The organism is Frankia sp. EI5c, from assembly GCF_001636565.1.
Classification (GTDB): domain Bacteria; phylum Actinomycetota; class Actinomycetes; order Frankiales; family Frankiaceae; genus Parafrankia.
On record NZ_LRTK01000009.1, the window covers coordinates 1 to 24483 of the forward strand.

Genomic DNA, 24483 nt, shown 5'->3' on the forward strand with positions numbered 1-24483 from the left:
GGTCACCTCGTCCGCGAACGACGAGAGCTGGTCCACCATCGTGTTCAGGGTGTGCGCGAGCCCGGCCACCTCACCGCGGGCGTCCACGGTGATCTGACGGGTCAGGTCACCCCGGGCCACGGCCGCCGCGACCTCGGCGNTGCTGCGCACCTGGGTGGTGAGGTTGCCGGCCATGACGTTCACCGAGTCGGTGAGATCCCGCCACACCCCGGAGACACCCTTGACCTGGGCCTGGCCGCCCAGCTTGCCCTCGGTGCCGACCTCCTTCGCCATTCGCGTGACCTCGTCGGCGAAGGCGGACAGCTGGTCGACCATCGTGTTCACGGTCGACTTCAGCTCGTGGATCTCGCCGCGGGCGTCCACGGTGATCTTCTGTGAGAGGTCACCCTGCGCGACGGCGGTGGTCACCTGGGCGATGTTGCGGACCTGGCTGGTCAGGTTCCCGGCCATCGAGTTCACCGACTCGGTGAGATCCCGCCACACCCCGGAGACACCCATGACCTTGGCCTGGCCGCCGAGGTTGCCCTCGGTGCCGACCTCCCGGGCCACCCGGGTCACCTCGTCCGCGAACGACGAGAGCTGGTCGACCATCGTGTTCACGGTGGTGCCGATGCGGAGGAACTCGCCGCGCACCGGCTGGCCGGCGATCTCCAGCGCCATCTGCTGGGAGAGATCGCCCTCGGCCACCGCGGCGATGACCCGGGCCACCTCGTGGGTGGGCCGGGCCAGGTCGTCGATCAGCGAGTTCACCGACTGGGTCAGCTCGTCCCAGCCGCCGTTGCCACCGAGGTCGTCCATCCGCAGGGTGAGACGACCATCACGTCGAATGACCTTGCTGACTCTGGAAACCTCACGGGCGTGCCGCTCCTGCATCCCGGCCAGCTCGTTGAACCTGCGCGCCACATCGCCACCGATGCCGTCACCGATCGGGAGCCGCACGCCGAACTCGCCGTCCACCAGCCGGTCGAGCCCCGTGAGCAGGGCCGGGAGCAGCGCATCCACCCCCGCTGCGGAACCCGCTCCGCCCCCGCCGCCCGGCCGGGCCGACCCGCTGGTGGGGTCGTCGCCCGCCGTCAGCGTGGCCGTCGAACCGGTCGGTGAACCGCCGGACGGGCCACCGGCCCCGGCGGCACGCTCGGGCAACTGCTGGCGGTCTGGGCTCGCGTCGGCGCTCATCAGTCTCCTACCTTGCCTGCGACGGTGGAATTATCAGGGCTGCGAGCGGCTCCGAGGCGGCCGTGCGGCCTGCTGCCCGCCGGCTTGACCGGCTGCCCCGGTGGCTGCCCGCCACTGGCCGGTGGCTGGCCGAACAGGTCCGGAACGGGGGGCGACCGGCCCGGGCCCGGAGTCCGTTGGTCAGGTTCCAGGGTGACTGACGGTGGTGTGGTCGAGATCCGGATGTGGGTAGGCGTACGGCTGGCGACGATGCGGGATGCATCGATGGGACGGAGGTGTGATGGTGTCGTCTGGTCGGTCCGAACTGTGGTTCTGCCGTGGTCTCTGGTCTCCAGCTGAGCAACTTCGCGCCGGGTGCGCTCGAACCGAGCGCATCAGCCGCCAGTATCCGCCTTACCGAGGACAACGCAGGANAGACTGAGGCACATGAACGCCGACCCAGCGGCCGGAGACCGGGGCGCACCCCCGCACTCCGTCGCGCTGCCACCGACCGCCGACTCACCGCGGTCGGCGCGGCGGTTCGTGCAGGACGTCCTCCGCGGCCGGCTCGGTGAGGACACCCTGGACTCGGCCCTGCTCCTGGTGACCGAGCTGGTCACCAACGTGGTGGTGCACGCCGGGACGATGGCTACCGTCGGCATCGCGCTGGAGCCGGCCGGAGTGCGGGTGAGCGTGAGCGACCGGCATCCCGTCCGCATCGGTGTCGGCCGGCGGGAGACGCCGGCGCCGCGGCCGCGGCCGACCGCTCCGGGCGACCTCGGGGATCCCGACGGCCTCGAGAGCCTCGACGGGCTGGGCCTGGAGGACCTCGACAGCCGCCCGGGCGGGCTGGACGGCCTGCGCGAGGACGGCCGGGGGCTCGCCCTCGTCGACGCGCTGGCCAGTTCCTGGGGAACCGAGCACGTCGCCGGCGGGAAGACGGTCTGGTTCCGGCTGTCCGACACCACCCGGGCGTCCCCCGCCGGCTCCGCCTCCGCGGCGCCCGCGGCGCCCGCCCAGGTCGGCGGCCCGACTCGGCAGCCCGCCAGCGCCCCCCTCCGGCTCCCCCGGCTGATCGCCCGCGACACCGCCCGCGCGCTGAGCGCCGAGGGAGAGGTCTCGGAGCTGCTCGCCCAGCTCCTCGACACGCTGCCCGCCGACGGGGGCCTGGTACGGCGCCCGGCGCAGGACGGGGTGCGCACCGAGACCGTCGCGACGATGGGCCGCACCGGGCCGAGCGCGGCGGCCCGGGTGTTCCGTCTCGACCCGACCCAGGAAAGCCTGGGCGAACTGCTGCTCTGGCCGTCCGCTCCGGCGGCGGCCGCCACGACGACGGCGGCCGACGGCTTCGACATCGAGCGCGTCCAGCTCGTCTCGCGCTGGATGGCGCTGGCCCTCGGTGGCGGCGACATGCGGCGGGCCGAAGAACGCCGGATCGGCATGCTCTCCTTCCTCGCCGAGGCGTCGGACATGCTGGCGGGAAGCCTGGATCTCACCCGCTCCCTCGCGCTGCTCGCCCGGCTGCCGGTGCCGCGGCTGGCGCAGTGGTGCGCGGTCTACCTGAACCGCGACGGGGCCGGCCCGACACTCCAGGCGTTCGGGCACGCGGAGGAATCCGAGACGGCCACCCTGACCCGGGCCGCCGTCGACCCGGACGGGCCGCTGATGGCCGCGGTGCGCGCCGCCCGCGGCGACAAGGTGCAGACGATGACCGCTTTCGGCGGGCCCGCGCTGGTCGTCGTCCTGCAGGCCCGCCGACGGGTGCTGGGCGTCCTCGCGCTCGGGCGCGCCGCCGGGCACACCTTCCTCGCGGACGAGATCGATCTGCTGGCGGACCTGGCCCGCCGGGCCTCCTTCGCCGTCGACAACGCCCGCCTCTACAGCCGCCAGGTGGAGCTCGCCAGCACGCTGCAGGCCGGTCTGCGCCCGCCGGCCCTGCCGGACATCCCCGGCATCGACCTCGGCTCCGCCTACGGCGCCGCGCGTTCCGCCGGCCTGGATGTCGGCGGCGACTTCTTCGACCTGATCTCCGGGCCGAACGGCTGGACGATCGCCATCGGCGACGTCTGCGGCAAGGGAGCGGAGGCCGCGACGGTCACCGGGGTCGCCCGGGCCGTGCTCCGGCTGCTCGCCGGGCGGGGAGCGGACCTGCAGGAGCTGCTGCAGGAACTGAACCGGGCCCTGCGGGACACGGCCACCGCCGGCAACGCCCGCTTCTGCACCGTGGCCGCGGCCTCCATGCTGCCGGTGGAAGGCGGGGAGGCGCTGCTGCGCCTGCATCTGGCCGGCCACCCGCAGCCGGTTCTCCTGCACCAGGACGGCTCGGCGACGCTCGTCGGCCGCAGTGGAACCCTGCTCGGGGTCCTCGACGACGACGAGCTCTCCTTCCCCGTCCTGGAGCTGCGGCTGCGGGCGGGCGAGTCGCTCGTCCTGTACACGGACGGGGTCGTCGAGGCCCGGCAGGGGCGGGAGCTGTTCGGCGAGCAGCGGCTGGTCGAGGCGGTGGCCGGGTGCGCGGGCCTCTCCGCACAGGGCGTGGCGGACAGGCTACGTTCCGCCGCCGAACGCTTCGCGGGCGGTAACCTGCGGGACGACGTGGCGATCCTGGTGGCCAGGGTCGCCGAATGATCGGCCCGCGCCACGGTTGCGCGGGCCGTCCGGTGGGTAAACACACCGAGATGTCCCCGTTCAAGACGTGGTGATTGATGAGTTCGACATCTGTTCCGATGGCCGTGGTTCAGCGGGCGGGTCCGTGCCGTCCGCCGTCCACGCACCTCGTGACGGAACTTCCCTATCTGCCGTCCGCCGTTCCGCAGGCGCGGCGGGTGCTGCGTGAGTGCCTCGGGCTGACCAACCTGACCGGCCTGACGGAGGAGAACAGGGCCACCGCCGAGCTGCTGGTGAGCGAGCTCGTCACCAACGCGATCAAGTACGGTCGCCCGCCGGTGTGGCTGCTGGTGGAGCTGCGTCCCGGGCTGGTGCACGCCTCGGTGTCCGACACGTCGACGACCCTGCCGTACCGCCGGGAGATCGACTCCGACTCCGAGGGCGGCCGCGGGCTGCTCGTTCTCGACGCCCTGGCCGGGAGCTGGGGCGCCGTGTCGGTGGAGTCCGGCAAGTACACCTGGTTCGATCTGCCGGTCAGCCGGGCGCGGGGCAGTTCACGGTCGAGTGCGAGGTGGCGGTAGTCGGATCCACCACCACCCGGCCCGCGCGGGGGTGGCCGAGGAACTCGTGCATCGCGAACTCGTAGCCGTAGGCCCCCGCCATCGGGAAGACCACGACGTCACCGGCCCGCAGCCGGTCGACGGTGACATCCCGGGCCAGGGTGTCCTCGGGTGTGCACAGCTCACCCACCACCGTGACCGGGCCGCCGGTCACCTCCGGCCGGGGCCAGCCCGCCGGCCACTCCTCGCGGGGCACGACGGCGAAGTTGTGCACGATCTCCCAGGACGTCGGCAGCTGGAAATGATGGATCCCGCCCCGCAGCACCGCGAACGCCTCGCCGTGCACCCTTTTGACGTCCGTCACCTCGGCGGCGTACCAGCCGCAGTCGGCCACCAGCGCCCGCCCCGGCTCGAAGATCACCCGGACGCCCGCGGGCGGCCGCAGCCGGGCCAGGCCGTCGCCGAACAGCGCGAGGTCGAAGGGGCGCTCGCCGCGCCGGTCCGGCTCGAAGGGCACACCGAGGCCACCGCCGACGTCCAGCACGCGCAGGTCGAAACCGGCCTCGCCCGCCTGCCGGACGGCGAAGTCGAGGCACCACCGCACGTAGTCCAGGTGCGCGAGCGCGTCCAGGTTTCCCGACACGGCGTGCATGTGGAAGCCGACCAGCTCGATCCCGGGCAGGGAACGCGCCAGCTCCACCGCGGCCGGCACCTCCCGCTCCTCGATCCCGAAGGCGGTCGGACGCCCGCCCATCCGCAGCGCGCCGGTGAGCCTGACGCGCGCCGGGTTCACCCGCAGCGCCACCGCGACCCGCTGCCCGGCCCGCGCGGCGCAGGCGTCGAGGCGCCGCAGCTCCAGCGGGCTCTCGGCGTTGACGACGTCCACCGCGCCCGCGGCTCGCCCGGCTGAGCCTCGCCCGCCTGAGGTGCCCAGCAGCGTGCGCAGCAGCGTCTCCGACTTGCCCGGGCCGGATGCCACCAGGCGCGGACGCCGGCCGGGATCGCCGGCCCGGGCGATCGCGGCCGTGGCCAGTTCGAGCTCACGCGCCGAGGAGACCTCGAAGCCGTCGACTCCGGGGAGACCGGTGCCGGTGCCGGGGCCGGTGCCGGGGCCGGTGCCGGCGAGCAGGGCGTCGAGCACCGGTGGGAAGGAGTTCGCCTTGACCGCGAAGCAGAGCTCCGCCCACTCCGGCAGGTGCCGGCGCAGGTCCGAGGCCGCGCGCGCCGCGACGGCCGGGGAGTAGAGGTACAGGGCGGTCTCCGCGCGGCCCGCGGGCCGGTGCCGCAGCCGGGCGACGACCCGCGGGGGCAGCCGGTCGGGCCCGAGCGCCCGCAGCGGCGCCGCCGAGACGGGAAGATCCAGCATCTCGCCCCCTCCGGGCCGAGCGGCCCCGACGCGGGCGACACCCGAGCACCACGTCGATACACAACAGAAACACTCAGGAAACCTGACCGACATTCGGTGAATCGCCACGATCGGCCGAACGCGACCGTAATCTTACATTCGGCAACGACTACGGATGGATCCCGCGTTGCCGGACATGGCCCCCGCCCGCCGCCCGCACCGCCCGGGCTCCGTCCCTCCCAGCACCGGAGTCACGACNGTGCGGCGCCAGGAGGCCAACAGTGAGGAACAGCTCGGCGCGTCCACAGGCCGGAGATCGGAACTCATTGAGGTTAGGCTTCCCTGATCCGGTCCGCTCGAAGGGAATCGCCTGTGACGACGATTTCACCGGCCGACATCGACGCTGGTCCGACCAGCGCGGATCCGACCGCCGCGGCCGCGATCCTGGCCCGCCAGGCCAGCCGCGAATCCGCGGCCCGCACCTACGCGCGATCGTTGCCGATCGTGCCCGTCAGCGCCGCCGGCTCCTGGATGGTGGGCGCCGACGGGCGGCGCTACCTGGACTTTCTCGCCGGGGCCGGCACCCTCGCCACCGGCCACAACCATCCGGTGGTCGTCGAGGCCATCCAGCGCGTCCTGCGTTCGGGGGCGCCGCTGCACGTGCTCGACATCGCCACACCGGAGAAGGACGCCTTCTCCGACGAACTGGCGAGCACCCTCCCCGCGGGCCTGCGCGAGGACCCGAGACTGCTGTTCTGCGGGCCGACCGGCGCCGACGCCGTCGAGGCCGCGTTCAAGCTCGCCCAGACGGTCACCGGGCGGCAGACCGTGCTGGCGTTCACCGGCGCCTACCACGGGATGACCGCCGGGGCCCTCGCGGCGACCGGCCGCGTCGACGTCAAGGAGCCGCTGCCCGCGCCCGGCGGGGTCATCCGCCTGCCCTTCCCCTACTCGTACCGGTGCCCGTTCGGAGTGGGCGGCGCGGCCGGCGCGGAGATCTCCGCGCGTTACGTCGAGCGGCTCCTCGACGACCCCTGCGGCGGTGTCACCAGCCCGGCCGCGATGATCCTGGAGGTCGTGCAGGGCGAGGGCGGCGTCATTCCCGCACCCGACGACTGGCTGCGCGCGATGCGCGAGCTGACCACCCGCCGCGGCATCCCGCTCATCGTCGACGAGGTGCAGACGGNGGTCGGGCGCACCGGCCGGTTCTGGGCCTGCGAGCGCGCCGGCGTGGTGCCCGACATCCTCGTGATGTCGAAGGCGATCGGCGGCGGGCTGCCGCTGGCAGTCGTCGCCTACCGGGCCGAGCTGGACACCTGGGCTCCGGGTGCGCACGCGGGCACCTTCCGCGGGAACCAGCTCGCGATGGCCGCCGGGCGGGCGACCCTGCGCCTGGTGCGGGCGCAGGGGCTCGCCGACCGGGCGGCCGTGGTCGGTGACCGGCTGCTCGCCGGCCTGACCGAGCTCGCGCGGGGCACCGACGTCATCGGGGAGGTCCGCGGCCGCGGACTCATGCTCGGCGTGGAGATCGTCGACCCGCGGGCGGCACCGGACCGGACCGGAGCCCGCCCGGCGGATTCCGGCCGGGCCGCGGCGATCAGAGCGGCGTGCCTGGCCCGTGGCCTGATCATCGAGCTGGGCGGCCGGCACGACGCCGTGCTCCGGCTGTTGCCGCCGCTGACCGTCACCGACTCCGAGGCCGACCTGGCCCTGGAGATCCTCGCGGAGGCCGTCGCCACCGCGCCAGCGGGAGTGGGATGACGAGGCCGGGTCACCGGCCCGCCGACGAGCTGCGGGCGCTGCTCGCCATCACCCTGGACGCACTGGACGCCGGTCGCCGGGACCGCGGCGGCCCGCTCCCCGCCGGCGGGCCCGCGGACGTCCGGCGCGCGGTGCTCGCCGCCCTCGGGCCGGGGCCGCTCCTGCCCACGGACGGCGACGGCGAGGCCGCGGCCCTGGGCGCGCTCACCCGCATGCTGTCGGCCGGGTCCGCCGACCCCGCCGACCCGCTGTGCGCGGCCCACCTGCACTGCCCACCGCTGGCTGTCGCCGTGGCCGCCGATCTCGCGGTGAGCGCGCTCAACCCGTCCCAGGACTCCTGGGACCAGTCCCCGGCCGGCACGACCGTCGAGACCGAGGTGGTGGCCACCCTGGCCGAGCTGGTCGGTTACGACCCCGGCCAGGCCGTGGGCACGGTGACCACCGGCGGCACCGAGTCGAATCTCATGGGCCTGCTGCTCGGGGGCCATGTCATCGGCGGTGCCGCCAGCCGGGCGACGGCCCTGTCGCGTGCCCAGCGGCGACCCGCCGCGTGGTCTCACCGGGCCCGTCCCGGGTCGGGTGCCGACATGGCGGCCGGCCCGCTGCCCGTCCTGTGCTCGTCCGCCGGTCACCACTCGGTGCGGCGCGGCGCCGAGCTGCTCGGGCTCGGCCGGGTCGTCCCGATCGCCGTCGACACCGCCCATCGGATGGACGTGCCGGCGCTGGGCACGGCGCTCACCCGGCACGGCGGCCCCGCGCTCGTCGTGGCGACGGCCGGCACCACCGACGCCGGTGCGATCGACCCCCTCACCGAGATCGTCGACGTGGTCCGGGCGCATCCGGCACCGGTGTGGCTGCACGTGGACGCGGCGCACGGCGGCGGCGCACTGTTCTCACCGCGGCTCGCCGGCCGGCTCGCCGGGCTGGCGCGGGCCGACTCGGTCGCGCTGGACCTGCACAAACTGGGCTGGCAACCGGCGCCCGCGGGGGTCTTCCTCACGCCGTCCCGGCGAGGATGGGACCGGCTGGAGGCGGAGGTCTCCTACCTCAACCCGGCGGACGAGACCGCCGCCGGCTACCCGAGCCTGCTCGGGCGTTCGCTGCGCACCACCCGCCGGCCCGACGCGTTCAAGATCGCGGTGACTTTCCGGGCACTGGGCCGGGAACGCCTCGGCGCGCTGGTCGACGCCTGCCACGACCTCGCCCGGCACGCGGCACGGGTTGTCACCGAGGACCCGCGGCTGGAGCTCGCCGCGCCGGTGACCTTGAGCACGGTGCTTTTCCGGTACCTCCCGGACGGGTCCGACCGGCGCGACCGCCCCGGCGGGCCCGAGCGGGTCGACCGGCTGAACGCCGCGATCCGGGCCCGGCTGCTCGACGAGGGCGCGGCGGTCGTCGGGCGGACCACCGCCGGGCCGGACGGAGCGGTGCACCTCAAGCTCACCCTGTTGAACCCCGAGGCCACCACGACCGACGTCACCGCCCTGCTGTCCCTGGTCGCCGCGACCGGCGACCGCCTCGCCGCCGAGCCACGACCATGACGAGCCCGAAGGCGACGGGGTCGAGAACGAGGACGAGGACGAGCCCCGACGGGACTGACCGGGCGGAGCGGGCGGACCGGGCGGACGAGGCCGACCGGGCGGACGAGGCGGATGCCGTCGTGACCGAGGTCCTGCTCCGCTGCTGGCTACGCGAGGGCGGGGCGGGCGTGGAGTGGGCGGCGCTGCCCGAGCGAGCGGTGCTGCGGCTGCCGTTACCCGCGAGCGGTCTCACGATCGACCTCGACGTGACCTACCGTTCACCGACCGGGTGGCACCGCTTCGGCTCGCCCCGGCTCGGCGGTCAACCACTCGACTCCGGCCTGCTGGCCGCGCTGCTCGTGCGGGAGGCGGGAGCCGGAGCCGCCAGGCCACCGGCGGCCGCCCGGACGGCGCTGGCCCGCATCCTCGACTCCACGGAGTGGATCGCGAGGTTCATCGCCTTCCGCCGTGACCAGCCGGTGCCCACGCCCCCGGCCGACACGCTCGCCGCCGACGCGCCCGCGGCCGAGGCGCCCGCGGCCGAGGCGCCCGCGGCCGAGGCGCCCGCGGCGGAAGTCGCCCCCGCCGCGCCGTTCCTGGTGGGCGAGCGTGCGCTGGTCACCGGACACCCGTTCCACCCCGCCGCCAAGAGCCGCCGGGAGGCGGCCGAGAGCGAGATCGCCCGGTACTCACCGGAGCTGCACGGGGCGTTCCCCCTGCACTGGTTCGCCGCCCGTCCCGACCTCGTCCGCCACGGCGGCCCGGACCCGTTCCCGGTCCTCGCGGCGCTCCGGGCCGGCGGGCAGGGGAAACCGACGGCGCCGGGAGCGCCGGGGAGGCCGGGGGCGCTGGCGGTACCGGCGGCGCCGGCCGGCCATCTGGTGCTGCCGGCCCACCCCTGGCAGGCCCGCGCCCTCCTGGAACGCCCCGCGTTCGCCGGCCTGCTCGCCGACGGCCGGCTGATCGATCTCGGCGCCTCCGGCCCGCTCTGGTACCCGACGTCGTCCCTGCGCACGGTGTGGCGGCCGGACGCGCCGGTCATGCTCAAGCTCTCCCTGGGCATGCGGATCACCAACTCGCGCCGGGAGCTGCAGCCCGACGAGCTCGCGCTGAGCGCCGAGATGGCCCGCTACTCCCGGCTGGCCCTGGACGGATGGCTGCGCCGGGAGCACCCGGCCTTCCGCCTCCTGCCGGAGCCGTCCTGGGCGTCGCTCGGGCCCGCCGGCCTGGAGTGCGCGCTGCGCGTGAACCCGTTCGGCGCGCACGACCGGGCCGTGTGCGCCGCGGCGCTGGTCGCCGACCGCCCGGACCTCGCCCCGGGTGCGCCCGGGCGGTCGCGGCGGTCGATGCTCGCCACGCTCGTCACCGACCTCGCCGGTCGGGAACCGGGCCGGGGCACCGGCGGCGCGGCGAGCACCCCGGTCGCGCGCGACTGGTACCTGCGCTATCTGAAGGTGCTCGTCCTCCCCGTCCTCGACCTCTATCTGCGCGGCGGGATCGGGCTGGAGGCTCATCTGCAGAACACCGTGGTCACGCTGGACGGTGACGGGTGGCCGGTCGGCGGCTGGTTCCGCGACAGCCAGGGCTACTACCTGGCCGAGTCGCGGGCCGACGCCGCCCGGCGCGAGGTCCCCGGCCTCGGTGACGGCCTGCCCCTCGTCTTCGAGGACGCGCTGGTCGAACGGCGGGTCATCTACTACACCGTGGTGAACAACGCGCTCGGGATCATCGGGGCGCTGGGGGCCGCCGGCATCGCCGGCGAGCGGGAGCTGCTCGCGGCACTGCGCGCGGAGCTGACCGGGCTGCGGCGCGGCCCCGGCGGCCAGACCGCGCGGCGCGGCCTGCTCGACCGGCTCCTGGACTCCCCCACCCTGCCCTGCAANGGCAACCTGCGGACCTGCGTCGACGGCCGGGACGAACTCGATGGTCCCGTGGCCGCACAGTCGATCTACGTGGAGATCCCCAACCCGCTCGTGGAGGTCGGTCCTTGACGTCATCCTCCCCGGCAGCCGGCGCCGCGCTGCCCGGCGACCCGCCTGATCACCCACCTNGTCATCTGCCGGCCGAGGTGCCCGCGGCCCGCACCGAGCCCTACGACCTGCTCGGCGTGGGACTCGGCCCGTTCAACCTGTCGCTGGCCGCTCTCGCGGACGGCGTTCCGGGGCTGCGGGCGGTGTTCCTCGACCAGGCCGAGAGCTTCCACTGGCATCCCNGGCTGCTTCTCGACGGGACGTCCCTGCAGGTGCCGTTCCTGGCCGACCTGGTGACCCTCGTCGACCCGACCAGCCGGTGGTCGTTCCTGTCCTACCTGCGGGAGCACGACCGGCTGTTCCGCTTCTACTTCTACGAGCGGTTCCACCTCCCGCGCCGCGAGTACGACGACTACTGCGGATGGGTGGCGCGCGGCCTGCCGTCCACCCGGTTCGGTTCGCGCGTCGAGTCGGTCAGCTGGGACCCGGCCACCGCGCTGTTCCAGGTTACGGTGACGGCCAGCGCGGGCGGCCCACGGCGGATCACGATCATCGCGGCGCGCAACCTGGTGCTCGGTATCGGCACCGAGCCGGCGACACCGGCCGCCTTCGGCGGTGTGCTGGGCCCGCGGGTGTTCCACTCGGCCGAGTACGGGCCGCGGCGCGGCGAACTCGCCGGCGCCCGGCACGTCACCGTCGTCGGGTCCGGGCAGTCGGGTGCCGAGGTGTTCGCCGACCTGCTGCGCTCCCAGCCCGCCACCGGGCATTCGCTCGCCTGGATCACCCGGACGCCCGCCTTCGCCNCGATGGAGTACTCCAAGCTGGGCCTTGAACAGTTCACCCCCGACTACGTGCGCTACTTCCACGGGCTCGACCAGCGGACGAAGGACGCTCTCGTACCCGGTCAGTGGCAGCTCTACAAGGGCATCGACGCGCAGACCATCGCCGAGATCTACGACCTGTTGTACGAGCGCAGCATCGGCGGCGCCGAGCCGGACGCCCTGCTCCTGCCGAACGTGTCCGTGGCGGCGGTGACGAGCCCGGGCGCCGGCCACGCCTACACGCTGCGGTGCCGCCACCAGGGCCAGCATCGGGAGTTCGCCGTCGGCACGGACGCGGTCGTGCTCGCCACCGGCTACGCACCGCGCCGGCCGGCCCTGCTCGACCCGCTCGCACACCTGCTGGACCTGGACACCGCCGGCCGCTTCAAGGTCGACGAGCGCTACCGCGTCGCGACGGCCCCCGAGCTCACCGGACGGATCCACGTCCAGAACGCCGAGCTGCACACGCACGGCGTCGGCGCCCCCGACCTCGGGCTGGGCGCCTGGCGGGCCGCGGTCATCCTGGATGATCTCACCGGCGGCCGGGCGTACCGGCTGCCGCGCCCGACGGCCTTCACCACGTTCGGCAGCCCCGAGCAGCCCTCGGCCCCGGCCCCGGCCTCGCCCCCGTCTCCCGGCCACCGGGCCGGGGAGCCTGTGCCGCCCCAGCCCGCGGACCTCGGCGGGGCCGGCCGGTGACCGGCGGCGTGCCTCTCCCACCTCCGCCAACCGGACCTGACAGACCAGACGGACCGGACGAACCGCACGGACCGCACGGACCGCACGGACCGGACGGACCGGTCAGGCCGGACGGCGAGCTGTGGCGGAGCGCCGGCCGGGCGCTGCTGACCCGGCTGATCGCCGAGCTCGCCTACGAGGAACTACTCATCCCCTCGGCCGGCACCGCGGAACCGCCCGGCACCGCGGAACCGCCCGGACCGGCGGCGGCGCCTGCCGTCGGGCGGGGCGCACCGGGGCACTACCGCATCGAGTGCGGGCCCGTGACCTACACGTTCACCGCGCGGCGGGGCACCTTCGGCAGCTGGTGGCCCGAGCCCGCGACGCTGCGGCGCGACGGCGAACCCGCCTGGGATCCGGTGCGCTTCCTGCTCGACGCACGCACCCCGCTGGGCTGGTCGGGTGACGTCCTGGCAGACGTCGTGCGCGAGGTGACGGCGACGCTGCGCGCGGACACCGCGATTCTGCGCGCGGACCTGCCGGCCGCGCGGCTGGCCGACCTGTCCCACCTGGAGCTGGAGGGACGGCAGAGCGGCCATCCGTGCATGGTCGCGAACAAGGGCAGGCTCGGGTTCGGGGCCGGGGACATCGCCCGCTACGCCCCCGAGTCACGCTCCCCGTTCCGGCTGCGGTGGCTGGCCGCGCACCCCGACCTCGGCCGCCTCGTCACCTGGGCCGGTCTCACCCCGGCCGCACTGTACGAGAGCGAGCTGCCGGCCGCGACCCGGGCGGAGTTCACCGCTGCCCTGGCGGCGGCGCTGGTCGGCGCCGGCCAGCCCGGGGCGGCGCGGACCGACGCGCCGGCGGTGTCCGCGGCCCCGGCGGCGGAGTACGTGTGGTTGCCGGTCCATCCGTGGCAGTGGGAGAACGTCATCGCCACGCTGTTCGCCGCGGAGCTGGCCACGGGGGCCCTGGTCGATCTCGGCGAGGGGCCGGACCGCTACCTGCCGTTGCAGTCCATCCGCACCGCGGCGAACCTCGACACCCCGGGCCGGCGAGACGTCAAGCTCGCCCTGATGATCCGCAACACCCTGGTGTGGCGAGGGCTGTCGGCGGACGACGCGGACGCCGGCCCGGTGGTCTCCGCGTGGCTCGCATCGCTGGCCCGGCACGACCCGCGACTGCGGGCAACCGGCATCATCCCGCTGCCGGAGGTCGCCGGCGCCACGGTGGCACACCCCGCCCTGGACGCCGTGCCGGACGCGCCCTACCGACTTCACGAGCTACTCGGGGCGCTCTGGCGGGAACCGCTCGCCGCCCACCTCGCGCCCGGCGAGCGAGCCCGGACCATGGCCGCGCTGCTCACCGTCGGCGCGGACGGCCGGGCCCTCGCCGCCGAGCTGGTCGGGCGCTCCGGGCTGGCCCCGGCGGACTGGCTCGCCGCGCTGTTGCGCGCGCTGCTGCCGCCGCTGCTGCACTACCTGTACGTGTACGGCGTGGCGTTCACCCCGCACGGCGAGAACGTGATCCTGGTCTTCGACGCGTCCGAGCAGCCGCGGCGCATCGCGGTGAAGGACTTCGGGGCCGACATCGACCTGGTCGAGGGCGACTTCCCGCAGCGTGCCGCGACGGCCGGCGCCGCCGCCTCGCTGTGCCGCCACTGGCCGGCCGGGCTGCTCGCCCACTCGGTGCTGTCCGCGGTGTTCGCCGGGCACTTCCGGTACTTCTCCGTGCTCGCCGCCGATCACCTCGGCATCCCGGAGGAGCTGTTCTGGACACTCGTGCGGGACACCGTGCTCGGCTACCAGCGGGAGCATCCCGAGTATGCCGAGCGGTACGCGCGGATCGACCTGCTGGCCGCGTCGTTCGAACGGGTCTGCCTCAACCGGGAGCAGCTCTCCGGCGCCGGGTTCCACGAACGCGCCGGGCGGGACGCCCAGTTCGACGTCCTGCACGGCACCGTCCGCAACCCGCTCGCCACCGCCGGCCGCACCGGAGCAGGTAGATGACCTCCGGCGGGATCACCTCCGACGGGATGACCTCGGGCGCGGAACCGCCCGACCGCGGCCTCCTCGACGATGTGGACGAGGTGATCGTGGCCGCACCGGACCTGCAGGGCCGGCTGCTCGGCACCGGGCTGTCCCCGGAGTACTTCCGCGAGCGGGCGCTGCCNGGCTCCGACGGTGTGGGCGCCTGCACCTACCTGTACGCGGTCGACGTGGAGATGGAGACGGGGCCGGGCTACGCCTACGACCCCTGGCAGGGCGGCTTCGGTGACCTGCGGCTGCTGCCGGACCTGGCGACCCTGACCCGCGCGCCGTGGCAGCCCCGGTCGGCGATCGTGATCGCGGACGCAGTCTGGCCCGACGGGTCGGTGGTGGAGGTGGCCCCGCGGGCGGTGCTGCGCCGGCAGCTGGACCGGCTGGCCGCTCGGGGGCTGCGGGCGCTCGCCGGCACCGAGCCGGAGTTCCTGGTCTTCGAGGAGACCTACCGCGAGGCAGCCGGGCGGGACTACGCCAGGCTCACGCCCGCCAGCTCCTACAACATCGACTACGCGCTCGCGGGCACCGAGCGGATGGACGGGCTCGTCCGGGCGATCCGCACCGCGATGGCCGCGGCGGGCGCCCGGGTGGAGTCCGCGCGGGCGGAGGNGCACCCCGGCCAGTACGAGATCGTCTTCGGCTACGACGAGGCGCTGCGCACCTGCGACCGCCACGCGCTCTACAAGACCACGGCGAAGAAGATCGCCGGCGCCGCCGGGCACGCCCTCACCTTCATGGCGAAGTACGACCAGGGCGAGGGCAACTCCTGCCACGTCCACCTCTCGCTGCGCACCGCGGCGGGCGGCCTCGTCCTCGCCGCCGATCCGGGACGTCCCGCCGACCCCGAGGTGACCGGGATGTCGGAGCTGATGCGGTGGTTCGTCGCCGGCCAGCTCGCCTGCCTGGCCGACTTCACCCTGCTCTACGCGCCGACCGTCAACTCCTACAAGCGGCTGGCACCGGGTGCCTTCGCGCCGACCGGCATCGCCTGGGGGCGGGACAACCGCACCTGCGCCATCCGGGTCGTCGGGCACGGCGCGTCGCTGCGGATCGAGCACCGGGTGCCCGGCGGGGACGCCAACCCCTACCTGGCGATCGCCGGGATGATCGCGGCCGGCCTGCACGGCATCGAACACCGGCTGCCGCTGGAACCGCCGCGGGTCGGGAACGCCTTCACCGCGCCCGACGTGCCGCGCCTGCCGGCCACCCTGGGCGAGGCGGCCCGGGCGTGGCGGGAGAGCGACGTCGCCCGGGCCGCCTTCGGCCAGTCGGTGGTCGACCATCTCGCGCACGCGGCCGAGGTCGAGCGGACCGGTTACGAACGGTCCGTCACCGACTGGGAGCGTCGGCGCTGCTTCGAGCGGTTCTGAAGCCGCGCCGGCGCTCCCGGTCAGCCGCGGCGCCACCGGCCGCGATGTCATCGGCGGGGGCGTGCCCGGCCGGGGTGCCGCCCTCACTGAGCCCGATGCGCGCGTGCAGCGCGCGCAGCGGCTTCGGGGCCCACCAGTTCGCCTGCCCGGCGACCCGCATGAACGCCGGCACGAGCACCCCGCGGATCAGCGAGGCATCCAGCAGGATCGCCAGCGCCGTGCCCACCCCGAACATCTGCATGAAGCGGACCGATGACGTGGAGAAGGCCACGAAGGTCACCGCCAGCAGCGCCGCCGCCGTGGTCACCAGCCGGCCGGTGCGCGCCAGGCCGGTGGCGACCGCCTCGGTGTTCGACGCGCCCGCGTCGTACTCCTCCTTGATCCGCGAGAGCAGGAAGACCTCGTAGTCCATGCTCAGGCCGAACGCGATGCAGAACAGCAGCACCGGCATGGACNTGTCGAGCGGGCCCGGGGTGAAGTCGAGGAACCCGCGGAGGTGACCGTCCTGGAAGATCCACACGGCCACCCCGAAGACGGCGCTGATCGTCAGCCCGTTCAGCACGATCGCCTTCAGCGGCAGCACCACGCTGCCGGTGAACAGGAACAGCAGCACGAACGTGGTCAGCGCGATGAGCCCGATGGCCAGCGGGAGGTGGTTGGCGATGGTGGCCTTGCCGTCGACGAGCACCGCGGGCGGGCCACCGGCGAGCGCCTCCGTCCCGGCCGGCGCGGGGGTCTTCCTGACCTGGTCGACCAGCGCCTCCGCCTCCTTCGAATGCGGCTCGACGGACGGCACGACCCGCAGGTAGGAGGCACCCTCGGCCGAGTAGCGCGCGGTCGACGAGCCCGGCGGCACGACGACGTCGCCGTCGATCAGCACCCCGGCCGCGCTGTCGACCCGGGCCACTGCGTCCAGCCTGGAAAGGCTGCTGGCGTAGTCGACGAGGTCGGCGGGTTCGGTGCTGTCCGCCGGGCCGGTCACCACGACCACGATGGCCCCGGCGTCGTTGGAGGAGAAGTCGCTCCGGATGACGTCACCGACGGCCCGGCTGGAGACGTCCTCGCGCAGCACGCGGTCGTCCGGTGTGCCGAACTGGACGTGCAGGAACGGAGCGCCGAGGACGAGCAGCAGCGCGACGACGGGCAGGCCGGCGAGCAGCGGCCGGTGCATGGTCGCGGTGGCCACCCGCCGCCAGAACGGCGACTCGACGGTCTCCCGGGGCACCTCCTCCCGGCCGGCGGCGGCCGCGCGGCGGCGCCGGACCAGCCCGATCAGGCCGCCGACCCGCAGCGCGTTGACCCGGCGCCCGAGCAGCATCAGCACGGCGGGCAGGACGAGCACGGCGGCGATCACGGCCACCGCGGTGACCGCGATGCCCGCGTAGGCCATGGACTTGAGGAAGTAGGGCGGGAAGACCAGCATCACCGCCAGGGCCACGATCACCGTGGCACCGCTGAACAGGATGGTGCGCCCGGCGGTGCGAACGGTCACCGTCACCGCTTCGGCGCGGTCGGAGCCCTTGGCCAGCTCCTCGCGGAAACGGCTGACCATGAGCAACGCGTAGTCGATGCCGAGGCCCATCCCGAGGGCCGTGGTCAGGTTGACGGCGAAGACCGACACGTCGGTGAGGCTGCCGACCACGGACAGCACCGCGAAGCCGCCGAGGATCCCGACCACCCCGATGCCCAGCGGCAACAACGCGGCCACCAGACCACCGAAGGCCATGATCATGAGTACCGCGGTGATCGGGATGGCGATGGCCTCGGCGACGGCCAGGTCCGCTGCCACCTGGCCGTTGATGTCCTCGCCGACGGTCGCCGCGCCACCGGGCCGCACTGTCACCGGCGAGTCGGCGGCACCGGCGGCGACCGGAGCCGCGCCCGCGCTCCCACCCGCCTGGCCGGGCTCGCCGGACTGGCCCGCCTCGTAGGCGTCCTCGAACCGGGCGACGAGGTCGGCGGCGTGATCCTCGTCCACGCTCGCGATGACCAGCGCGGACCGGCCGTCATCGGACTTCAGCGGCGGGGCGTCCGTCCAGTAGGAGGACACGTTGGTGACACCGGGCTCGCGGGCGAGGTCGGCGGCCAGCCGGCGGCCCGCCTCGGCCACCTCGGGGTTGTCGACGGCCGGGCCGTCGGGGCTGGTGACCCCGGGGCGTGCCGTGACCAGCAGGACCAGGTTCGGCCCGCCGCCGAACTTCTCGTCCACCAGGTCGGCCGCCCGGCTGGAGGCCGAGGCCGGGTCGTTGAAGCCGGCTGACTCGAGCTTGCCGAACGCGCCCATGCCGACCGCGCCCGCGCCCAGCAACGCGATGAGGGTGACAAGCAGAACCAGGCGCGGCCGCCTGGTGACGATCTTCGCAACAGCGGTGAACACGGGACCCTCCCGAGAGTCACGATCTCTTGAGAGAACAGTGTTCGCAAACGCCGTTCACGTCAAGACCTGTTGTTCTCGGAAGTTGACACCTGTCGCGACTGAGACACAGCATGGCGCTGTGACGAGTCCAGTACCCCGGCGCGAACGCCTCCGCCAGGCGACCATCGAGGAGATCAAGGCGGCCGCCCACCAGCAGCTCACCGAGCACGGGGCGGCCGGCCTCTCGCTGCGGGCGGTGGCGCGGGCGATGGGCATGACGCCGTCGGCGATCTACCGGTACTTCGACAGCCGGGCCGCACTGATCCACGTGCTGGCCCAGGATGCCTACAGCTCCCTGGCGGACGCACTGGAGGCCGCCTTCCGCGCGGGGCCGCCGGAGGACCAGATGGTCCGCTGGCTCCTCGTCGCCCGGGCGCNCCGCCGCTGGGCGAAGGAGAACCCCACGGAGTACACGCTCATCTTCGGCCCGCAGCCGGAGGATCTGGCCGACCCCGCCTCCGAGCCNGGCCGGGCCGGACGAAAAGCACCAATGCTCTCACCGGCGCCCGGCACCGAACGCACCGACCCCATCCGAAGCATTCGCCCGAGGGCGCACCCGATCCACCCGTCTCCCGATCGTCTCGAACGACCCCGAGATCTCGCATCACCCATCCCCCACATCCACCCCCACGTCGGCCCAGCGGAGTCGAGGAGGACTGATGTCCGGGTTGCTCTACCGGATCGGCGCTGCCGCGGCCACCCGGCCGTGGCGGGTCATCGGGATGTGGCTGGCCGCACTGGTCATCGCGCTGGGACTGGCCGCCGGCTCCGGAGGCAAGCCCCACGACGACTACGACGCCCCGATGACGGCCTCGCAGCGCGGCACCGACCTGCTACGCGCGAGCTTTCCGAGCCTCGCGGGCGCGGATGCCCGGGTGGTGGTGCACGNCCCCGACGGCGCGGCGCTGGACACCGGCCTGCTCACGATCGTCCGGGCCCGGCTCGCGGGGCTGCCCTCCGCGGTCGTGGCCGGCCCGCCGGAGATGTCCCGCGACGGCGACACCGCTCTGCTCACCGTGCACTACACGCAGCCGGTCGCCGACATGGACGCCGAGCGGGCGCTGGCGGACCTGCTCACCGCGACGACCCCCGCGACCGACCGCGGCCTGCAGGTCGAGGTCGGCGGCCAGGTCTCGGAGAACATGCAGGAGGTCGACGGCCGGGCCGAGGCGATCGGCGTCNGGCTGGCCCTGCTGATCCTCCTGATCGCCTTCGGCTCGCTGGTCGCGGCCGGGGTGCCGATCGCGGTGGCGATGATCGGGCTGGGCATCGGGGCCTCGGGCATCACGCTGATCGCGGCGGTCACCACCGTCAGCTCGATCGCGCCGTCACTGGCCTCGATGGTGGGCATCGGCGTCGGCATCGACTACGCGCTGCTGCTCGTCACCCGCCACGTCGAGGGCCTGCGCTCGGGGATGTCGGTGCGGGAGGCCGCGGGCCGGGCGAACGCGACCGCCGGAGCGTCGGTGGTCTTCGCCGGGCTCACCGTGATCATCTCGCTCACCGGCCTCCGGCTCGTCGGGCTCAACACCTACGTGACCACGGCATTCACGACAGCCGCCGTCGTCATCGCCGTCGTCCTGGTGGCGATCACCCTGGTCCCGGCCCTGTGTGGCCTCGCCGACCTGCGGGTTCTGCGACGCCGGGCGCACGCCGAGATGCTCGCCGCCCGCTCCATCGCCGGCAGCGCCGCGGCGGCTTCCGCGGGCGGCGGCTCCGCCGGAGCCGGGGCGGGTGCCGGGCCCGCCGCGCCGAGGCGCACCCTCACCGCCGCCTGGGCCAGGCGCATCGGCAACCGGCCCGGGCCGTGGGCCTTCGCGGCGCTGCTCATCCTGCTGGCCCTCAGCTCGCCCGTCCTGACCATGCGCACGTGGCCGCAGGATGCCGGCAGCCAGCCGGTCGACGTCACCCAGCGCCGCGCCTACGACCTGATCTCCGCCGAGTACGGGCCGGGCGCCAACGGCCCGCTGCTGCTGGCCGTCGACCTGGAGCTGGTCGCCCGCGACACCCTGGGGAGCCTGGTCGCGAAGGTCGCCGCGGTGCCGGGCGTCGCCGCGGTCGCGCCGCCGGCCGTCTCACCGTCCGGGAACGCGGCGGTGATCGAGGTGGTGCCGACGACCGGCCCGAGCGACGAGGCCTCGTCCCTCCTGGTCGAGCGCCTGCGCGACGGCGTCCTGCCGGCGGGGGTGTACGTCACCGGGACGACCGCGATCTTCGCGGACCTGTCCGCGCTGCTCGCCGAACGGCTGTGGTGGGTGGTGGGCTACGTGGTCGGGGTGTCGATCCTGCTGCTGACCATCGTCTTCCGGTCACCGGTGGTGGCGCTCAAGGCCGCGGTGATGAACCTGCTGTCGATCTCGGCCGCCTACNGGGTGGTGACGGCGGCGTTCCAGTGGGGCTGGGCGACGGACCTGCTCGGCCTCCCGCACAGTGTCCCGATGTCGAGCTGGCTGCCGGTACTGATGTTCACCGTCCTGTTCGGCCTGAGCATGGACTACGAGGTGTTCCTGCTGTCCCGGGTCCGGGAGGACTNGGTCNCCACCGGTGACCCGCACGGCAGTGTGGTGCGCGGTCTCGCCTCGACCGCCCGCGTGATCACGAGCGCCGCCCTCATCATGATCGCCGTGTTCGCCGGCTTCGCCCTCGACCCGGACGTGACCGTGAAGATGGTCGGGGTGGGAATGGCGGCCGCGGTCCTGATCGACGCGACGATCATCCGGCTGATGCTGGTCCCGGCCACGATGGCCCTGCTGGGCCGGGCGAACTGGTGGCTGCCGCGCTGGTTCGACCGGCTGCTCCCCCGGGTCGACGTGCACGGGTCGGAGCACCTCGGCGGCTGGGCCGCCGGGGCGGCCGAGGGCGACGGCGGGGCGGCCGGATCCGGCGGCGCCCGCGGGAAGCGCGGGCCCGGCGGTGCCGGCGGTGCCGGCGGTGCCGGCGGTGCCGGCGGAAACAGCGGCCGCGGCGGAGCGGGCCGGGGGGAGGCCACCGGGAGTGAGCCGGTGGCTGCCGGGGGTGGCCCCTCCCCCGACCCGCCACCCGCCGACGGGGGTGACACCAACCGGGGGGCCAGCCCGAAGTCGGGTGAGTCGGCGCGTCCCAAACCTGCTTCCGACTCCGCGATGGCCGGTTCGGGCATCCCCACACAGGTCTCGACCGAGCCGATCGACCAGGCGGCGCAGGGCCGGCAGTCCTATCACTGAAGTTCTATTTCCGCAGGTCAGAGCTATTGCGGAGGCCTTGCGGTTAGCACCTTCGGTCGCCGGGCTAACCCCGATCCGGGCGGCGGAATGGGGTGATCTGTCCTGATTAGCTGAGACGCCATAGGCAGAACGTCGCCCCCTGGCGGCACGGCGGAAGAGGGCTACACGGCGTGGACGAGCTCACCATTGACGGGCTCACCGTGGACGGGATCGCGGTGCAGGCGATCTCCATGGGTGGGTTCACCATCGAGGGGATCACTGTCGAGCGGATCCTGCCGCCCCGGCAGCCGGGGCAAGGCGGCGAGCCGCGGCGGGACGCTGATCCCATCCGGATTCCGGTCCGGAACCCGGGCGCCGAGCCGGTCTCCCGGCCCGCGCGGCTCGGCGGGCCGAGGCTGGCGGACTTCACGTTCGCCGAGCTGGAGCCGGCCGGCCTCAACCGGCTCGGCCTCGACCTGCGGCGCCTGGAGCTGCTGGCGGGCTTCCCGTCGGCCGGGGAATGGTCGTTCGGCCTGGCGCCCAGCGCCGCCCCCGGCGCCGGCGGCGCCCCCGGCGCCGCCGGCAACATGATCGACGCCACCGACCTGATCGACTCGGCCGATCTCGCCGGCCTGACCGACGCGACCGGCTTCCCCGGTCTGGTCGTCGAGGTGGAACGGATAGCCGCCGACCGGGCCACCCTCGAGAATGGCACCGCCGACCGGGGCACCGTCGGCATGGGCGCCGCCGAGAGGGGCACCGCGATGCAGAACGAGGCCGGGGGCTCGCCCGACACGGCACCAGCCGTTCCCGCGGGCGCGCACCCCACCGTCGCGGTCTTCGAGCGGGCGGCGCGCGACTACGACGCCGACATCCACGGCGTCCCGTTCTTCCGCCCCCTGGGGCGGACCCTGGTGAGCGCTGCCGGTATCCGGCCCGGCGACGACGTCGTCGACCTGGCCTGCGGGCGGGGAGCCGTCCTGTTCCCCGCCGCGGCGGCGACCGGGCCCACCGGGACGGTGCGGGCGTTCGACCTGGCGCCGACCATGGTCGAGCTCACTGCCACCGACGCCGAGGCCCGCTCCCTGCCCTGGGTCGACGTCACGGTCGCCGACGCGATGCGGCCGCCGGTCGAGCCGCACAGCGCCGACGTCGTGCTGTGCGGGATGGGCCTGTTCCTGCTGCCCGACCCGGCCGCGGCGCTCGCCCGGTGGCGTGGCCTGCTGCGTCCTGGCGGGCGGCTGGCGGTGAGCGTGTTCGGCGCGCCGGACCCGTTGTGGGACCGGCCCGACTACCCGCTGCGCCGCGCCACCGGCCTGGGGGCCGCCGACCGCCGCCCCGGCCTCGCCATCCTTCAGGAAGGCGCGCTCGCCGAGGCACTGGCGGCCGCCGGCCTGACGCTCACTCGGGACGAGTCCGTCGCCACCGACCTGGTCTTCCGCGACGTCGAGCACTGGTGGCAGTGGGCCTGGGGCACAGCCGTCCGGTCGATGCTGGAGCAGATCGACAGCTCGGACCTGCCGGCGATGATCGACGACCTCACCNGGTGGCACGCCCCGTCGGTGGACGCGGGCGGCCTGCACTGGCGGCCGACCATCCGCATCGTCACCGCGTGCGTGGGCGAGCCTCGCGGGTGAGACCCGAGCTACCGGACCCAGGCGAGGTGACGGGCCCAGGCGAGGTAACGGACTCAGGCGAGGTAACGGACCACGGTCTCCGCGACGCAGGCCGGCTTCGCCGTGCCCTCCAGCTCGATGGTGACCTGGTTGACCACCTGCACACCGCCGGACACGTCATCGATCGAAAGGTTGCGGACGACGCCGCGGATCCGGGAGCCGACCGGCACCGGCTGCGGGAAGCGCACCTTGTTCAGACCGTAGTTCAGGGCCAGGGAAATGTTGGTGACCTGAGCGACGTCCGCAATGATCATCGGGATCAGCGACAGGGTCAGGAACCCGTGCGCGATCGTCTTCCCGAACGGCCCGCCCTTCGCCCGCTCGACATCGGTGTGGATCCACTGCCAGTCACCGGTCGCCTCGGCGAAGCTGTTCACCTGCGCCTGAGTGATCTCCTGCCACTGGCTGGTGCCCAGCTCCTGGCCCTGCAGCTTCTTCAGCTCGTCGATTCCATCGATCGCCACCCCGTGAGTATCCCGAAACAGCGCTCGACGCGCTCCACTTCGGCCGCGGGGCCCCGGCGGCTCAGATGTGCGCGACGAAGTTGAAACGGCTGCCGTTCTCGAAGGTGCGGCGAAAGGTGCCGAGGGTGTACGGACCGGTACCGTCCAGGTCGAAGATCCGCAGCCCCAGGTCACCGTCGACAAGGCGGTACATATCCTCCGCCGTGGTCCCGTACTTCCGGGCGGCGACGCCGAACTCGAAGATCAGATATGGCCGGTTGGCCGCGAGCAGCTTCTCCCCGCCCTTGAGCACCCCGTACTCGGCGCCCTCGACATCGATCTTGATCAGGTCGAGCCGGTGGTCGGGCGGGAGCACCTCGTCCAGTACCTCGACGACGACCTCGATCGCCTCGATCTCCTCGGCGCCGTCAGGAGTCCGCTGGCGTAGCCCGCTGTAGGCCGGCCGGCTGCGGACGTAGGCGAAGGGGCTGACGCCGGCCTTCTCCCCGAGGGCCGCCTGCTTGAGCGTGACGGTGGGGAACTCCAGGCACAGGTACTCGAACAGGTGTGGCAGCGGCTCGTAGGCGATGTGCTCGCCGCGCGGCGCGTGCAGCACGATCGACTTGAGCACGTCGCCACGGTGCGCGCCCACGTCGATGCAGTTGGAGTCCTCCTGCAGCACGAAGGAGAGAAGCAGCGCGAGGTGCTGGTCGTCGACCGCATTGCGGCGGGCACTCGGCAGCACCGTGCGCCGCACCATCTTCAGCGCCGGCCCGAGCCCCAGCTCAACCGCGGTTTGGCGGAGCTGACCGAGCTGTCTGTTCATCTGCTCCTGCATCGCGGAACGTCCCTTTCGCGAGCCAGCCGCCGCGACCCGGCCCGGTCCGGCCCGCGCACCCTCGTGCGCCGGGAGCCGAACCGGACCGGACCCGCCAGC

14 protein-coding genes and 13 pseudogenes are annotated in these 24483 nt (G+C 74.0%); 20 read left to right on the forward strand and 7 right to left on the reverse strand.

Annotation, left to right across the window (positions count from 1 at the left end; all coding sequences use genetic code 11):
• On the reverse strand, nt 1-139 hold a 139-nt coding region (locus UG55_RS33255), incomplete at both ends, for a HAMP domain-containing protein (RefSeq protein ID WP_242423921.1).
• Between the two features lies 1 nt (nt 140).
• A pseudogene (locus UG55_RS07440) lies at nt 141-1176 on the reverse strand (HAMP domain-containing protein); the annotation flags it as partial.
• 426 nt (nt 1177-1602) lie between these two features.
• On the opposite strand from UG55_RS07440, the gene UG55_RS07445 reads away from it, so the two are divergent.
• Nucleotides 1603-3783 (forward strand): SpoIIE family protein phosphatase, encoded by a 2181-nt coding sequence (locus UG55_RS07445; RefSeq protein WP_066064794.1) that lies wholly within the window; start codon nt 1603-1605, stop codon nt 3781-3783.
• A gap of 98 nt (nt 3784-3881) precedes the next feature.
• Nucleotides 3882-4343: an ATP-binding protein gene (locus UG55_RS07450; protein WP_083986534.1), complete on the forward strand. Its 462-nt coding sequence runs from the start codon at nt 3882-3884 to the stop codon at nt 4341-4343.
• On the opposite strand, the gene UG55_RS07455 is transcribed toward UG55_RS07450, so the two are convergent.
• A complete protein-coding gene (locus UG55_RS07455) occupies nt 4297-5688 on the reverse strand; it encodes a type III PLP-dependent enzyme (RefSeq protein WP_066064800.1) in 1392 nt (463 codons plus the stop codon). The two genes, UG55_RS07450 and UG55_RS07455, sit on opposite strands and share 47 nt — an antisense overlap.
• A gap of 351 nt (nt 5689-6039) precedes the next feature.
• Here UG55_RS07455 and UG55_RS33260 point away from each other — a divergent pair.
• The 10 genes and pseudogenes from UG55_RS33260 to UG55_RS33290 form a co-directional block, all read left to right on the forward strand.
• A partial coding sequence (locus tag UG55_RS33260; protein ID WP_242423857.1) for an aminotransferase class III-fold pyridoxal phosphate-dependent enzyme occupies nt 6040-6853 on the forward strand: 814 nt, incomplete at its 3' end.
• 1 nt (nt 6854) lies between these two features.
• Nucleotides 6855-7428: pseudogene (locus UG55_RS33265) on the forward strand (aminotransferase class III-fold pyridoxal phosphate-dependent enzyme); the annotation flags it as partial.
• Complete coding sequence (locus UG55_RS07465; protein WP_066064806.1) at nt 7425-8969, forward strand: pyridoxal-dependent decarboxylase; 1545 nt, start codon at nt 7425-7427, stop codon at nt 8967-8969. The pseudogene UG55_RS33265 and the gene UG55_RS07465, both read left to right, overlap by 4 nt.
• Nucleotides 8966-10830: IucA/IucC family siderophore biosynthesis protein (locus tag UG55_RS07470; RefSeq protein ID WP_242423858.1), on the forward strand; the 1865-nt coding region annotated here is incomplete at its 3' end. The genes UG55_RS07465 and UG55_RS07470, both read left to right, overlap by 4 nt.
• A 174-nt stretch (nt 10831-11004) precedes the next feature.
• Nucleotides 11005-11160: SidA/IucD/PvdA family monooxygenase (locus tag UG55_RS33270; RefSeq protein WP_242423922.1), on the forward strand; the 156-nt coding region annotated here is incomplete at its 3' end.
• A gap of 1 nt (nt 11161) precedes the next feature.
• A pseudogene (locus UG55_RS33275) lies at nt 11162-11721 on the forward strand (SidA/IucD/PvdA family monooxygenase); the annotation flags it as partial.
• A 1-nt stretch (nt 11722) separates the two neighbouring features.
• Nucleotides 11723-12438, forward strand: a pseudogene (locus UG55_RS33280) (SidA/IucD/PvdA family monooxygenase); the annotation flags it as partial.
• Nucleotides 12439-12557: 119 nt separating this feature from the next.
• Nucleotides 12558-14426, forward strand: a complete 1869-nt coding sequence (locus UG55_RS07480) for an IucA/IucC family siderophore biosynthesis protein (protein WP_066064963.1) — start codon at nt 12558-12560, stop codon at nt 14424-14426.
• Nucleotides 14427-14590: 164 nt separating this feature from the next.
• Nucleotides 14591-15068 (forward strand): annotated as a pseudogene (locus tag UG55_RS33285) (glutamine synthetase); the annotation flags it as partial.
• 1 nt (nt 15069) lies between these two features.
• A pseudogene (locus UG55_RS33290) lies at nt 15070-15829 on the forward strand (glutamine synthetase family protein); the annotation flags it as partial.
• Here UG55_RS33290 and UG55_RS33295 read toward each other — a convergent pair.
• Both UG55_RS33295 and UG55_RS07490 read right to left on the reverse strand, forming a co-directional pair.
• A partial coding sequence (locus UG55_RS33295; protein ID WP_242423859.1) for an MMPL family transporter occupies nt 15789-16284 on the reverse strand: 496 nt, incomplete at its 5' end. The pseudogene UG55_RS33290 and the gene UG55_RS33295 sit on opposite strands and share 41 nt — an antisense overlap.
• Before the next feature lies 1 nt (nt 16285).
• Nucleotides 16286-18206, reverse strand: a pseudogene (locus UG55_RS07490) (MMPL family transporter); the annotation flags it as partial.
• A 118-nt stretch (nt 18207-18324) separates the two neighbouring features.
• On the opposite strand from UG55_RS07490, the gene UG55_RS27010 reads away from it, so the two are divergent.
• The 8 genes and pseudogenes from UG55_RS27010 to UG55_RS27015 all read left to right on the forward strand — a co-directional run.
• Nucleotides 18325-18622 (forward strand): TetR/AcrR family transcriptional regulator (locus tag UG55_RS27010; RefSeq protein ID WP_242423860.1); only part of this gene is annotated, 298 nt, incomplete at its 3' end.
• 1 nt (nt 18623) lies between these two features.
• Nucleotides 18624-18710, forward strand: a pseudogene (locus tag UG55_RS33300) (TetR-like C-terminal domain-containing protein); the annotation flags it as partial.
• Nucleotides 18711-18904: 194 nt separating this feature from the next.
• Nucleotides 18905-19133: pseudogene (locus tag UG55_RS33305) on the forward strand (MMPL family transporter); the annotation flags it as partial.
• 1 nt (nt 19134) lies between these two features.
• Nucleotides 19135-19426 (forward strand): annotated as a pseudogene (locus UG55_RS33310) (MMPL family transporter); the annotation flags it as partial.
• 1 nt (nt 19427) lies between these two features.
• A pseudogene (locus tag UG55_RS33315) lies at nt 19428-20614 on the forward strand (MMPL family transporter); the annotation flags it as partial.
• 1 nt (nt 20615) lies between these two features.
• Nucleotides 20616-20777 (forward strand): annotated as a pseudogene (locus tag UG55_RS33320) (MMPL family transporter); the annotation flags it as partial.
• A 6-nt stretch (nt 20778-20783) separates the two neighbouring features.
• A pseudogene (locus UG55_RS33325) lies at nt 20784-21448 on the forward strand (MMPL family transporter); the annotation flags it as partial.
• 170 nt (nt 21449-21618) lie between these two features.
• Nucleotides 21619-22971 (forward strand): class I SAM-dependent methyltransferase (locus tag UG55_RS27015; protein ID WP_242423861.1); only part of this gene is annotated, 1353 nt, incomplete at its 3' end.
• Nucleotides 22972-23117: 146 nt separating this feature from the next.
• Here the strand turns inward: UG55_RS27015 and UG55_RS07505 are convergent.
• Nucleotides 23118-23567 carry a MaoC family dehydratase gene (locus tag UG55_RS07505; RefSeq protein ID WP_066064815.1) on the reverse strand — a complete coding sequence of 150 codons (450 nt, stop codon included), beginning with the start codon at nt 23565-23567 and terminating at the stop codon, nt 23118-23120.
• Nucleotides 23568-23628: 61 nt separating this feature from the next.
• The gene (locus tag UG55_RS07510; RefSeq protein ID WP_242423862.1) at nt 23629-24372 is read right to left on the reverse strand and encodes an FkbM family methyltransferase; all 744 of its coding nucleotides are present in this window, start codon (nt 24370-24372) and stop codon (nt 23629-23631) included.
• Between the last annotated feature and the right edge of the window lie 111 nt (nt 24373-24483).